The organism is Stenotrophomonas sp. SMYL11, assembly GCF_036320005.1.
Classification (GTDB): Bacteria; Pseudomonadota; Gammaproteobacteria; order Xanthomonadales; family Xanthomonadaceae; genus Stenotrophomonas; species Stenotrophomonas maltophilia_A.
In genome coordinates, this window is sequence record NZ_JAWIRS010000010.1 from 33,850 (window position 1) to 46,742 (window position 12,893).

The window sequence follows — 12,893 nt, forward strand, 5'->3', positions numbered from 1 at the left end:
GGGGGGGCGGCGGCGCCGCAGGCACTCGCGGTCCCGGTGGGTGGGCCCGCCCCCGGCCCGCCACACCGCGGGAATGCCGGCCAGCGGCCGGCACTACCTCAGAAGTCCTGCTGCAGGCTCAGGTAGGCGCCGCGGCGCGGTCCCCACTGCGGGGCGAACACGCCGACTCCACCGCCATCGCGCAGCTGGTAACTGCGGTCCAAAGCGTTGATCACCGCCAGCTGCACATGCAGTGGATGGCCGCTGTCGACGTTGAAGTCGTGCCCGGCGCTGAGGTTCACCTGCAGGTACGACGGCAGCTCGCCGCCGTTGGGCACGCCCTCGATGTCCGAACGCAGGCCACTACCGAACACGTAGTTGGCCCCGATCCGGTTGTGCCCGGCGAAGGCATAGTTGAGGCCACCCGACGAGGTCAGCTTCTGGTCGTGGTCAAGGTGGATCCAGTGGTGGGCCACATAGGCCAGCGCCTCGGGATCGAGGTTGTACTGGCTGGTGATGACATCCGTACCGATGGCTTTGTTCAGCGCCGCATTGAAGTAGGCACTGAACGGACCGTTGCTGTAGTCGGCACTGAACTCCAGGCCACGGATGTGTCCGCGGCGGTAGTTGAAGGTCGAGTAGATGTAGGCGGCGCCGAACTGGCCTTCGTCCTGCAGGCGGGCGACGCGGCGGTCGTACGCATCCAGTCCAAGGGTCAGGTGTTCGCCCAGCTGCTGCGAGACGCCGATGTCGTAGTAGTCGCTGCGCTCGGCCAGCGGCGTGTTGTTGCCGCCGCCGGGCTGCTGGTTGGTGGTGCCGTCGTACAGGGCGATATCGCTGCTGGCGATCAGCTCACTGGCCGGTGGCGTGAAATAGCGCGAATAGCCGGCATGCACGGTGGTGCTGTCGCTGGCATTCCAGACCACGCCCACGCGCGGGCTGAGCTGGCCCTCGGTGCGGCCGAAGGCCTTGTAGCGGTCACCGCGCAGACCGTAGTTGACGGTCCAGTCGTCGCCGATTTTCCACTCATCCTGTACGTACAAGGCCAACGTGCTGGCATGAAAGGCGCTGCGGTCAGGAATCAGCAGCGGCGTGGTGCTGGACTGCTGGCCGCCGTCATCAACCGGGAACACCCAGCTGTTGCTGCTGGCCCGTGCGTTCTCGTAGTTGCCGTACAAGCCATAGCGCAGCGTGTGGTCGTTGCCCAGTGGTGTGGAGAAGTCGGCCTGCAGGGTGTTGGCACGGTTGCTGCGCTGCACCTGCGAGGCGACGCCACTGAACACCAGATCGCCGATGACATCCGGCTTGAACGCTACATCGCTGTAGCGCTGCCCGGCAGACAGCTGGTAGGCGGTGCTGCCCAGCGTGCCCTGCAGTACCAGCATGCCGAAGCGGGTGGTCTCACGCTGGGTCTCATCCAGCTGGCTGGAGTCGAAGGTGGTGGTGTCCAGGTAACCGAACTGCGGCGTCTGCCCTGGGTTGGCCGGAATCTGGAAGCGGTTGTTGGCGAAGCCGGCGAACACACTCAGGCGGGTGTTCTCGTTGACCAGGTAGGTCAGGTCGGCGAAGGCCTTGCCCTGGTGGGTATCGTCGTGGAGCGGCTTGCGCGAGTTCGTGGGGTTCTCCAGGCCGACCTCGTTCTGATCGTAATTGCCGGTCAGGAACCAGCTCCAGCGCCCCTGGTTGCCCCACCAGGATGCATTCGGGTTGATCTTGCCGTACGAGCCGGTGGTCAGTCCTGCGCTGCCACCGTTGCCCAGCTCGGCGCCATTGCGGGTGGTGATGTCGACCACCGCCGCGGTGCGCTCGCCGAACTGCGCCGGCAACGCGCCGTCCATCAGGCGGATGCTCTTGATGGTGCGCGCATCCAGGGTCTGGCCGAAGCCGGAAATCGACTCGGGCAGCAGTACGCCGTTGATCCGGTACTGCAGGTTGGCGTGGTCGCCGCGCACGTGTACGCCGCCATAGGAATCCTGGACCACGCCGGGTGCCTGCAGCAGCACCTGGCTGAGCGGCGCGGAGGCGCCCAGCGGCTGTTTCTGGATGTCTTCGGCGGTGATCTGGTACTGGCTGCTGCCGATGTCCGGCGACAGCGCATTGCGGGCCTGGTCGAGCTGGGCGCTGATGGTGACCGTGTCCAGGTCCTTGACCGCAGGCCCGGCGCCATCGGCGGCGGCCGCGAAGGCGGGCAGGCTGGCCAGGGCCAGGGCGAAGGTGATGCCGGTAGCGAGGGGCGAGGGCTTCATGATGGGAAGAGTGATGGCAGCGCGTGGAAGGGGCCGGTCCATGACGTGGAAGTGTTACTCCGTAACAGATCATGCGCCTGCCTTGAGCGGCTGACCATGCTGGATCTGGCTGCTCGCATCGGCCTTTCCCTGCCGTTCAGGCGGCCTGGCCGAGCAGGTCGGCCCTTTGCTCCAGCGGCCGGCTCTGCGACCATGACCGCCCCCCATCCCGGAAGTCTGCAATGAGCCTGTCCGCCGTTCCGCCCGTGCCCGACCCCGCCGCCGCCGCCGCCGCTGGCGCCGCCTGGTCGCCGGAGAGCTGGCGTGGCAAGACCGCGCTGCAGATGCCGACCTACCCGGACCCGGTGGCGCTGGACGCCGCTCTGCACGAACTGAAGCGGCTGCCGCCGCTGGTCACCTCCTGGGAGATCCTGGCGCTGAAGCAGCAGCTGGCCGATGCGCAGGAAGGCAAGCGCTTCCTGTTGCAGGGCGGCGACTGCGCAGAGAATTTCAGCGACTGCGAGTCGGGCACCATCTCCAACCGGCTGAAGGTGCTGCTGCAGATGAGCCTGGTGCTGGTGCACGGCCTGCGCCAGCCGGTGATCCGTGTTGGGCGCTTTGCCGGCCAGTACGCCAAGCCACGCTCGGCCGATACCGAGACCCGCGACGGCGTGACCCTGCCCAGCTACCGCGGTGACGTGATCAATGCCCCGGCGTTCACTGAAGTCGCGCGTTTGCCGGATCCGAAGCGGATGCTGCAGGCACACGCCCATTCGGCGATGACCATGAACTTCGTGCGGGCGCTGATCGACGGTGGTTTCGCCGACCTGCACCACCCCGAGTACTGGAACCTGGAGTGGGTGCGGCATTCGCCGCTGGCTGCCGAGTACCAGAAGATGGTGGCGTCGATCGGCGATGCGGTGCACTTCATGGAGACCCTGGCCGGGGCCCGCGTGCACAACCTCAACCGCATCGACTTCTACACCTCGCACGAAGCGCTGCTGCTGCCCTACGAACAGGCGCTGACCCGGCAGGTGCCGCGCCAGCAGGGCTGGTTGAATCTGAGCACGCACTACCCGTGGATCGGCATGCGCACGGCCGCGCTCGATGGCGCGCACGTGGAGTATCTGCGTGGCGTGCGCAACCCGATTGCGATCAAGGTCGGTCCGTCGGTGACGCCGGACCAGCTGCTGCGCCTGATCGACGTGCTCAATCCGCATGACGAACCGGGCCGTCTGAGCTTCATCCACCGCATGGGGGCGGCGCAGATCGCCGAGAAGCTGCCGCCGCTGTTGGATGCGGTCAAGCGCGATGGCCGCCGCGTGCTGTGGGTGTGCGACGCGATGCATGGCAACACCGAAAGCACCGCCAATGGTTTCAAGACGCGCCGCTTCGACAACGTTCGCGGCGAAGTGGAGATGTCGTTCGATCTGCATGCGGCCGCAGGCACGCGCCTGGGTGGTGTGCACCTGGAGTTGACCGGCGAAGACGTGACCGAGTGCACCGGTGGCGCGCGCGAACTGACCGAGCGTGACCTGGAACGCGCCTACCGTTCGACGGTGGACCCGCGGTTGAACTACGAGCAGTCGCTGGAGATCGCGATGGCGATCGTGCGCAAGCAGGAGCAAGTGCGGTAAGGGGTTTTCGGCAGGGCTTGCAGCCCTGCACCTGCGGTAGTGCCGGCCGCTGGCCGGCAACCTCAAAAGCAACGGCAGAAGCGGGTATTCCGTGGGATGGCGGGGCGGTGTGGGTAGGCAGGACACGCCGTAAACCCATCCATGGGGGCTCGATGGCGCCATCCATGGCGCCAACGGTCCCGCCAGCCCCCCCCGCCCCCCCGCGGACAGTTGTCATCGACCGGCCTCTGACAGATCTCTGCGACCTGCGGTAGATCCACGCCATGCGTGGATGAATCACTATGGAAATCGAATATTTCGATATCTGTGAGATTTGAGCCGAGCATGGCTCGGCCCTACAGAAGAGCGAACAGATCGCGGAAATCTGTCAAAGGCGGGGTGGGTCCGGTTGCGGGAGTGTCCGCGGCATGGATGCCGCGGCCAAGCCCCCATGGACGGGTTTACGGCGTCTCCCGCAACCGGACCCACCCCGCCATCCCACAGGAAACCCGCTTCTGCTTCGGCTGTTGCTGTTGCTTCGGCTCGCAGCAGGTGCAGGGCTGCAAGCCCTGCCGACCAACACCCTTGTTACGAACGACTGACGTGACGCTCATGCGTCATGCGCGAGGCTGTCCGCTTGGCTGTTCGAGTGGAGGTGGCAACGGTGCACTGGCAAAGCGCACAGGCCTACGCATGGCCGTTGGGATTGGCAGCAGTAGTGGGTGGCATCGGCGCGTGGCTGATCCTCTGGATCTACCATCGATTGAAAGGGCGTGATCGCCGGCGTGCACGCATCGGACGTGTGCTCGGGTTGCCACTGGCCACCGCATGGCCGCTGCTGTTGTTGATTCCCGCATTGCAGGCCACGCCGCTGCAGGATCCGGTGCTGGGCAACCTGCAGCATGTGCTGCACATCGCGCTGACCGCGTGCTTCATCTGGTTGCTGGTACGCGCGGTGGCGGCGGGCGAGCGCGCGATCCTGCGCAGCCATCCCATCGATGTCGCCGACAACCTGGAAGCGCGCCGCATCCAGACCCAGACGCGGGTGCTCAGCCGTGTGCTGATGGGCGGCATCATCGTGCTGGGCGCGTCGCTGGTACTGCTGACGTTCCCGATGGTGCAGAAGATCGGTACCGCGCTGCTGGCGTCGGCAGGCCTGATCGGCCTGGTGGCCGGTATCGCCGCCAAGCCGGTGTTCGGCAATCTGATCGCCGGCCTGCAGATCGCGGTGACGCAGCCGATCCGGCTGGATGACGTGGTGATCGTCGAGGGCGAGTGGGGCCGCATCGAGGAGATCGGCAGCAGCTATGTGGTGGTGCGTATCTGGGATGAGCGGCGGATGGTGGTGCCGCTGACCTGGTTCATCGAAAACCCGTTCCAGAACTGGACGCGGCGCAGCGCCGACCTGCTCGGCACCGCGTTCCTGTGGTTGGACTACCGTGCGCCGATTGCGGCGATCCGTGCTGAGCTGGAGCGCATCTGTCGCGGCGAAGCATTGTGGGATGGCCGGGTCTGCGTGACCCAGGTGACCGAGACCAGCGAGCGTGCGATCCAGGTGCGCCTGCTGGTCAGCGCGCGCAGCTCCGGCGATGCCTTCGACCTGCGTTGCCTGGTGCGCGAACGCATGCTCGATTTCCTCGCGCGCGAGCATCCGCAGTCGCTGCCGCAGGTGCGTGCGCGGCTGCAGCATGCAGACGAATTGGACATGCCGCGCGGTCCACGTGCACGCACGGCAGATGTGCGTTCGCCGGGTGCGGAAGATGGCGAGGCGGCGATCGTACCGGTGGAGCCGGAACCCGAACGGTAGCGCCGGCCGCTGGCAGGCGACCTGGGATCTGCCGGCCAGCGGCCGGCACTACCGGATCACGGCTCGCCAGCGTCGATCAGTGCGTCGGTATCGAAGTGTGGTGGGCGCCGCGCGCGCGTGCGCTGTTCGTAGGCGTAGGCCATCTCGATCAGCTTCGGCTCGCTCCAGGCGGTGCCCATGAACAGCAGGCCGACCGGCAGGCCATCGATCTGGCCCATCGGCACGGTGAGGCTGGGATAACCGGCCACGGCGGCGGCGCTGTAGCTCTCGCCGGGGAAGTCGTCGCCTTCGCTGCGGATGGGCCACGCCATACCGGTGGTGGGCGCCACCAGTGCATCAAGCTGGTGGGCGGCGAGGGCGGCATCGATGCCTTCCGGGCCGGCCAGGCGGCGCGCATCGCTGCGGGCGCGGATGTAGACGGGGTCGGCCAGGCCGGCGGTGGCGTCGGCTTCCACCAGCAGCTCCTGGCCGAACAGGCCCAGTTCCTGCTTGCTGTGCGCCTGGTTGAAGGCAATCAGTTCGGCCAGGCTGCGCAATGGTGCGCGGTGGGTGCTGAAATAGCGCTCCAGCCCGGCCTTGAATTCGTACAGCAGCAGCGTGCGCTCGGCCTCGGCCCAGGCGCCCTGATTGGGCAGCTCCACCGGCACCACCACGGCGCCGGCGCGGCGCAGCTCGGTCGCCGCCTGTTCGATCAGTGGCGGCATGCCACGGTACTTCAGCAGGGGCGTCTGCAGCAGGCCGATGCGCTTGCCGCGCAGGCCCTGCGGGTCCAGTCGCGCGGTGTAGTCGTAGACCGCACGGCCGGGCATGGTCGCGGTGGCCGGGTCGGCATCATCGCGGCCGGCGATCGCGGTCAGCACGGCTGCAGCGTCGGCGACGCTGCGTGCCATCGGCCCGGCAGTGTCCTGGCTGAAGGAGATCGGGATGATGCCGTCGCGGCTGACCAGGCCGACGGTCGGCTTGAGCCCGACCACGCCGTTGATCGCCGCCGGGCAGACGATGCTGCCATCGGTTTCGGTACCGATCGCTACGCTGGCGAGGTTGGCGGCCACGGCCACTGCGCTGCCGCTGCTGGAACCACACGGCGAATGGCTCAGCCGATAGGGATTGCGGGTCTGGCCGCCGCGCGCGCTCCAGCCTGAGATTGAATCATTGCCGCGGAAGTTGGCCCATTCGCTGAGGTTGGTCTTGCCCAGCACCACCGCCCCGGCATCGCGCAGCCGGCGCACCAGGTAGGCGTCGTCCGGGCGGAAGCCCTGCAGCGCCAGCGAGCCGGCACTGGTGGCCATCGGCGCGGCGTTGATGTTGTCCTTCAACAGCAGCGGGATGCCATGCAGCGGGCCGCGCAGGCGGCCGTCACGGCGTTCGCGGTCGCGCGCGGCGGCTTCCTTCAGGGCATCGGGGTTGAGCTCGATCACCGCGCGCAGGCGTGGCCCGGTGCGGTCGAGGCTGGCGATGCGCTGCAGGTAGGCCTGGGTCAGGGTGGTGCTGTCCAGTTCCCCGGCGGTCATCCGCGCCTGCAGGTCGGCGACATCGGTTTCGGCGTACGGGAACGGCACGTTGCGGCTCGCAGGTTCGGCCGCATGCGCGCTGGGCGTAGCCGGGCTGCAGCCAGCCGAAAGCAGCGCCGGCAGCGCGGCGAGCAGGCAGGTCAGCAGAGGCGGCAAGGACGGGCGCATGGGGCGGCTTGGTCGGCTCCAATCCCCAGTGTAGCCGGTGCTCAGCGGTGGCGCTTGCGCAGGTCGCGGGCGAGGACGTAGACCACGATCAGGTTGATCGCCAGGATCGTCCACGACGGCCAGCCGGGATGGCGGATGATCGCGAAGATGTCGAAAGGCAGGTATAGCGAGGCGGTCAGGCAGCCCAGCCAGGACGCCCAGGCTTTGGCCCGCCACAGGCCCCAGGCTTCGACCAGGTGCAGCAGGCCGTAGCCGATCATCCCCGCCGCGGCCAGGTGGACCGCGTCGGGGCTGATCATGTGCAGCAGCGAGGGCAGGGTGCCATGGTCCGGATCCAGGCTGAAACGCCGGATCAGGGCCATGATGCCGTGCCGTAGCGGCTGCGGTCCGAGCACTTCCAGCCCGGTGGCGGCCAACAGCGCCAGCATCGCCTTGCTCGCTTCGAGCAGGGCGATGACGTGGAGCCCCGGATGCCGGTGTGGATCCGGGTTGTAGCCGCTCTGGTTCACGGGGTGCTGGCTCAGCCGCCGCGCGAAGCCTTCTTGCGGTCGCTTTCGGTCAGGAACTTCTTGCGCAGGCGGATCTCCTTCGGGGTGATCTCGACCAGCTCGTCGTCTTCGATGAAGTCCAGGGCCTGTTCAAGCGAGTACTTGATCGCCGGGGTCAGCTGGATCGCATCGTCCTTGCCCGAAGCGCGCATGTTGGTCAGCGGCTTGGTCTTGATCGCGTTGACGGTCAGGTCGTTGTCCTTGGAGTGGATGCCGACCAGCTGACCTTCATACACGTTGTCGCCTTCAGCAGCGAACAGCTTGCCGCGTTCCTGCAGCGGGCCCAGCGAGTAGGCCGGCGTGGTGCCCGGCGCATTGGCGATCATCACGCCGTTGATGCGCTTGGCAATCGCGCCCTGTTCCTTCGGACCGTAGTGGTCGAACACGTGGAACAGCAGGCCCGAACCCTGGGTCAGGGTCTTGAACTCGTTCTGGAAGCCGATCAGGCCACGGGCCGGGATCGAATATTCCAGGCGCACGCGGCCCTTGCCGTCCGATTCCATGTTCTTCAGCTGGCCCTTGCGGGTGCCCAGCTTTTCCATCACGCCGCCCTGGTGGATTTCTTCGATGTCCACCACCAGCTGCTCGATCGGCTCCATCATCTGGCCGTCGATTTCCTTGATGATCACTTCCGGACGCGACACGGCCAGCTCGTAACCCTCGCGGCGCATGTTCTCGATCAGCACCGACAGATGCAGTTCGCCACGGCCGGAGACCAGGAACTTGTCGGCGTCTTCCAGCTGCTCGACCTTCAGGGCCACGTTGTGGACCTTTTCACGGTCCAGGCGATCCTTGATCTGGCGGCTGGTCAGGAACTTGCCACCGGACAGGTCCTTGTTGCCGGCGAACGGCGAGTTGTTGACCTGGAAGGTCATCGAGATGGTCGGCTCGTCGACGGTCAACGCCGGCAGCGCTTCCGGGAAGTCCGGTGCGCAGATGGTGTCGGAGATGGTCAGCTCCTGGATGCCGGAGATGGCCACGATGTCGCCGGCTTCGGCCGAATCCTGCTCGATGCGTTCCAGGCCCATGAAGCCCAGCACCTGCAGCACCTTGCCATTGCGCTTCTTGCCTTCACGGTCGATGACCGCGACCTGCATGTTCTTCTTCAGGGTGCCGCGCTGGATGCGGCCGATGCCGATCACGCCCACGAAGTTGTTGTAGTCCAGCTGGCTGATGCGCATCTGGAACGGGCCTTCCGGGTCCACTTCCGGACGCGGCGCGTGCTGCATGATCGCTTCGTACAGCGGGGTCATGTCGCCGTCGCGCACGGTGTCTTCCAGGCCGGCATAGCCGTTCAGGCCGGAGGCGTAGACGATCGGGAAGTCCAGCTGCTCGTTGGTGGCGCCGAGCTTGTCGAACAGGTCGAAGACCTGGTCGATCACCCATTCCGGACGGGCGCCCGGACGGTCGACCTTGTTGACCACGACGATCGGCTTGAAGCCCATCGCGAAGGCCTTCTGGGTCACGAAGCGGGTCTGCGGCATCGGGCCGTCCATCGCATCGACCAGGATCAGCACGGTGTCGACCATCGACAGCACGCGCTCGACCTCACCACCGAAGTCGGCGTGGCCGGGGGTGTCGACGATGTTGATCCGGTTCTTGATGCCGGTCTTCTTGTCTTCCCAGGTGATGGCGGTGTTCTTGGCCAGGATGGTGATGCCGCGTTCCTTTTCCTGGTCGTTGCTGTCCATCACGCGCTCGGCGAGGACGGTGCGCTCGGACAGGGTGCCGGACTGCTTCAGCAGCTGGTCGACCAGGGTGGTCTTGCCATGGTCGACGTGGGCGACGATGGCGATGTTGCGAAGATTTTCGATGGACATACGAAAGGGGCCCAGTCGGCGCCGGATTTGGAAAAAGAAGTCCAACATTATACGTCGAACTTGACGATTCGCGAAAAGGTGGATTTCACACCCGTCATGGGACCCATTCAGCTGGCTGTCCGCGGCGCCGGTCGAGGCCGCCTGGCCTGCACCGCGGGGCACCCGTCCGGCGGCTGAAGCCGGGCTCTCCGCCGATGGTCGAAGCCGCCGCCGCCACGAGGCAGGTGTAAACTAGGTGGCTAGACGCGTTCCCCTCTGCATCAAGGATCTTCATGTCCCTCATCGCCACTTTCGACACCACCCAGGGCCCGATCAAGGTCGAGCTGTTCGCCGACAAGGCGCCGCTGACCGTGGCCAACTTCGTGAACCTGGTCAAGCACGGTTTCTATGACGGCCTGATCTTCCACCGCGTGATCGCCGACTTCATGATCCAGGGCGGCTGCCCGCAGGGTCGTGGCACCGGCGGCCCGGGCTACAAGTTCGAAGACGAGAAGAATGGCGTGAAGCACGAGGTCGGCTCGCTGTCGATGGCCAACGCCGGCCCGAACACCAACGGCAGCCAGTTCTTCATCACCCACATCAAGACCGACTGGCTGGACGGCCGCCACACCGTCTTCGGCAAGGTCCTGGAAGGCCAGGCCATCGTCGATTCGGTCAAGCAGGGCGACGTGATCCATTCGATCACCCTGGAAGGCGACGTCGACGCCGTGCTGGCCGCCCAGGCCGAGCGCGTCGCGGAGTGGAACAAGCACCTCGCCGCCTGATCCCCCTTCGAAACGGCCACCCTCGGGTGGCCGTTTCCCTGTTCCCCGCCGCCCGCCAGGCCCGCGTGGCCACGCCCGCGGCGTCCCATCAAACGCTTGCAAGCAAGAGGAAACCCCCATGAAAGCACCCGTTCGTGTTGCCGTGACCGGCGCCGCCGGCCAGATCGGTTATGCCCTGCTGTTCCGCATCGCCTCCGGCGAAATGCTGGGCAAGGACCAGCCGGTCATCCTGCAGCTGCTGGAACTGCCGGTCGACAAGGCCCAGGCCGCCCTGAAGGGCGTGATGATGGAGCTGGAAGACTGCGCCTTCCCGCTGCTGGCCGGCATGGTCGGCACCGATGACGCCGAAGTCGCGTTCAAGGACGCCGACATCGCTCTGCTGGTCGGCGCGCGTCCGCGTGGCCCGGGCATGGAGCGCAAGGACCTGCTGCTGGAAAACGCCAAGATCTTCACCGCCCAGGGCGCCGCGCTGAACAAGGTCGCCAAGCGTGACGTCAAGGTGCTGGTGGTCGGCAACCCGGCCAACACCAACGCCTACATCGCGATGAAGTCGGCCCCGGACCTGAAGCCGGAGAACTTCACCGCCATGCTGCGCCTGGACCACAACCGCGCGCTGAGCCAGCTGTCGACCAAGCTTGGCAAGCCGGTCGGTGGCATGGAGAAGCTGGTCGTGTGGGGCAACCACAGCCCGACCATGTACCCGGACTACCGTTTCGCCACCGCCGATGGCGCGTCGATCGCCGATGCGATCAACGACCAGGAGTGGAACGCCAACACCTTCATCCCGACCGTCGGCAAGCGCGGCGCGGCGATCATCGAAGCCCGTGGCTCGTCCTCGGCTGCTTCGGCCGCCAACGCCGCCATCGACCACGTGCGTGACTGGGTGCTGGGCAGCAACGGCAAGTGGGTCACCATGGGCGTGCCGTCCGACGGCTCCTACGGCATTCCGGAAGGCGTGATCTTCGGCTTCGCCGTGACCACCGAGAACGGCAAGTACACCCTGGTCAAGGATCTGCCGATCGACGACTTCAGCCAGAAGTACATCGACAAGACCCTGGCCGAGCTGGAAGAAGAGCGCGCCGGCGTCGCCCACCTGCTGGGCTGATGCAGGCGGTACCGGCTCTGGCCGGTACGTCTTCCATCAAGGTAGGTACCGACCGTTGGTCGGTACGCAGAAAACGGGGAGGCTTCGGCTTCCCCGTTTTCATTTGGAGTTCCTGGAACCGCATGATCCACCTGCATTACATCGACGACGCGCTGCTGGTGGCCGAGAAGCCGGCCGGCCTGCTGTCCGTGCCGGGCCGCAGCGAGGAAAACCAGGACTGCGTGGTCACACGCCTGCAGGCGGTATGCCCGGATGCACTGACGGTGCACCGGCTGGACCAGGTGACGTCGGGCCTGCTGCTGCATGCGCGCGGCAAGGCGATGCAGGCGGCGTTGTCGATGCAGTTCGAGCAGCGCCAGGTTGGCAAGCGGTATGAAGCGGTGGTGCAGGGGCTGCTCGAAGGCGATGCCGGCGAAGTGGACCTGCCGCTGATCGTGGACTGGCCGAACCGGCCGAAGCAGATGATCGATCACGAACGCGGCAAACCGGCGCTGACACGTTGGCACGTAATGGCGCGTGATGTTGAAGCGCAGCGCACCCGCGTGGCATTGGAACCGATCACTGGCCGCAGCCATCAGCTGCGCCTGCACATGGCCAGCCTCGGTCATCCCATCGTCGGTGACGTGCTGTATGGCGCAGCACCGGCGCAGCGTGTGCATCTGCACGCGTGCAGCCTGCGGTTCACCCATCCGGTGACGGGCGAAGCGCTCGCGTTCGAGTCTGCGGCTCCGTTCTAGGTGGGGCGGCAGGACTTGCAGCCCTGCACCCGCAGAAGCTTTCAAGCAACGGCAACGTCAAAAACCAAAGCGGCATTCCGTGGGAGGGCGGGGCACTGTGGGTGTGCGGGGACGCCGTAAACCCGTCCATGGGGGCTTGGTCGCGGCATCCATGCCGCTCACACCCCGCAAACCCACAGTGCCCCACCTTCGACAGGTTCACTCGGCTGTTGGTAACTGTGGCAGTTGTTCCGCGCGGCTGTTGGTAGGTGTCGACCTTGGTCGACACGATTTTTCTGTCAGATATCGAATGAATCATCCACGCATGGCGTGGATCTACCGTGTCGACCAAGGTCGACACCTACCAGAGCAATACGCCGTTCCGACAGATCGCAGGAAACTGTCGAAGGCGGGGTGGGTCCGGTTGCGGGAGTGTCCGCGGCATGGGCCCGAGGCATGCTTCGGGCGGGTTGGGCAGGACGCCCAACCCCGGTCTTGCCGTGTGCGCAGGACAGCGCACACGAGCAAGCCGCGGCCAAGCCCCCACGGACGGGTTTACGGCGTCTCCCGCAACCGGACCCGCCCCGCCATCCCTCAGTAAGCCAGCTTCTGCCGTTGCTTCTGCCTCTGCAGG

General features: G+C 66.2%; 9 protein-coding genes. 5 read left to right on the forward strand and 4 right to left on the reverse strand.

All coding sequences use genetic code 11. The features are described 5' to 3' along the window. Nucleotides 1–98: 98 nt before the first annotated feature. Nucleotides 99–2,225, reverse strand: coding sequence for a TonB-dependent receptor (locus V3B46_RS14310; RefSeq protein WP_329892208.1), 2,127 nt, complete (start codon nt 2,223–2,225; stop codon nt 99–101). Between the two features lie 221 nt (nt 2,226–2,446). Between V3B46_RS14310 and V3B46_RS14315 the strand changes: the two genes are divergently transcribed. Beyond that, nucleotides 2,447–3,841 carry a class II 3-deoxy-7-phosphoheptulonate synthase gene (locus V3B46_RS14315; protein WP_329892209.1) on the forward strand — a complete coding sequence of 465 codons (1,395 nt, stop codon included), beginning with the start codon at nt 2,447–2,449 and terminating at the stop codon, nt 3,839–3,841. A 598-nt stretch (nt 3,842–4,439) separates the two neighbouring features. Further along, entirely contained in the window at nt 4,440–5,627 is a 1,188-nt protein-coding gene (locus V3B46_RS14320) for a mechanosensitive ion channel family protein (RefSeq protein ID WP_329892210.1), read from the forward strand. 56 nt (nt 5,628–5,683) lie between these two features. Here V3B46_RS14320 and V3B46_RS14325 read toward each other — a convergent pair whose 3' ends face one another. Genes V3B46_RS14325 through typA form a run of 3 tightly spaced genes read right to left on the reverse strand, consistent with a single transcriptional unit; the run spans nt 5,684 to nt 9,674 of the window. Then, entirely contained in the window at nt 5,684–7,306 is a 1,623-nt protein-coding gene (locus V3B46_RS14325; protein ID WP_154262439.1) for an amidase, read from the reverse strand. 41 nt (nt 7,307–7,347) lie between these two features. Next, the gene (locus tag V3B46_RS14330; RefSeq protein WP_049432763.1) at nt 7,348–7,815 is read right to left on the reverse strand and encodes a DUF2127 domain-containing protein; all 468 of its coding nucleotides are present in this window, start codon (nt 7,813–7,815) and stop codon (nt 7,348–7,350) included. Nucleotides 7,816–7,826: 11 nt separating this feature from the next. After that, nucleotides 7,827–9,674, reverse strand: a complete 1,848-nt coding sequence (gene typA / locus V3B46_RS14335; protein ID WP_010483969.1) for a translational GTPase TypA — start codon at nt 9,672–9,674, stop codon at nt 7,827–7,829. 272 nt (nt 9,675–9,946) lie between these two features. Here typA and V3B46_RS14340 point away from each other — a divergent pair, with 272 nt between their 5' ends. From V3B46_RS14340 to V3B46_RS14350, 3 genes are all read left to right on the forward strand, one after another. After that, a complete protein-coding gene (locus V3B46_RS14340; protein ID WP_004153629.1) occupies nt 9,947–10,438 on the forward strand; it encodes a peptidylprolyl isomerase in 492 nt (163 codons plus the stop codon). Nucleotides 10,439–10,556: 118 nt separating this feature from the next. After that, nucleotides 10,557–11,543 (forward strand): malate dehydrogenase, encoded by a 987-nt coding sequence (locus V3B46_RS14345; protein WP_329892211.1) that lies wholly within the window; start codon nt 10,557–10,559, stop codon nt 11,541–11,543. A gap of 122 nt (nt 11,544–11,665) precedes the next feature. Next, nucleotides 11,666–12,280: an RluA family pseudouridine synthase gene (locus V3B46_RS14350; RefSeq protein WP_329892212.1), complete on the forward strand. Its 615-nt coding sequence runs from the start codon at nt 11,666–11,668 to the stop codon at nt 12,278–12,280. The last annotated feature ends 613 nt before the right edge of the window (nt 12,281–12,893 follow it).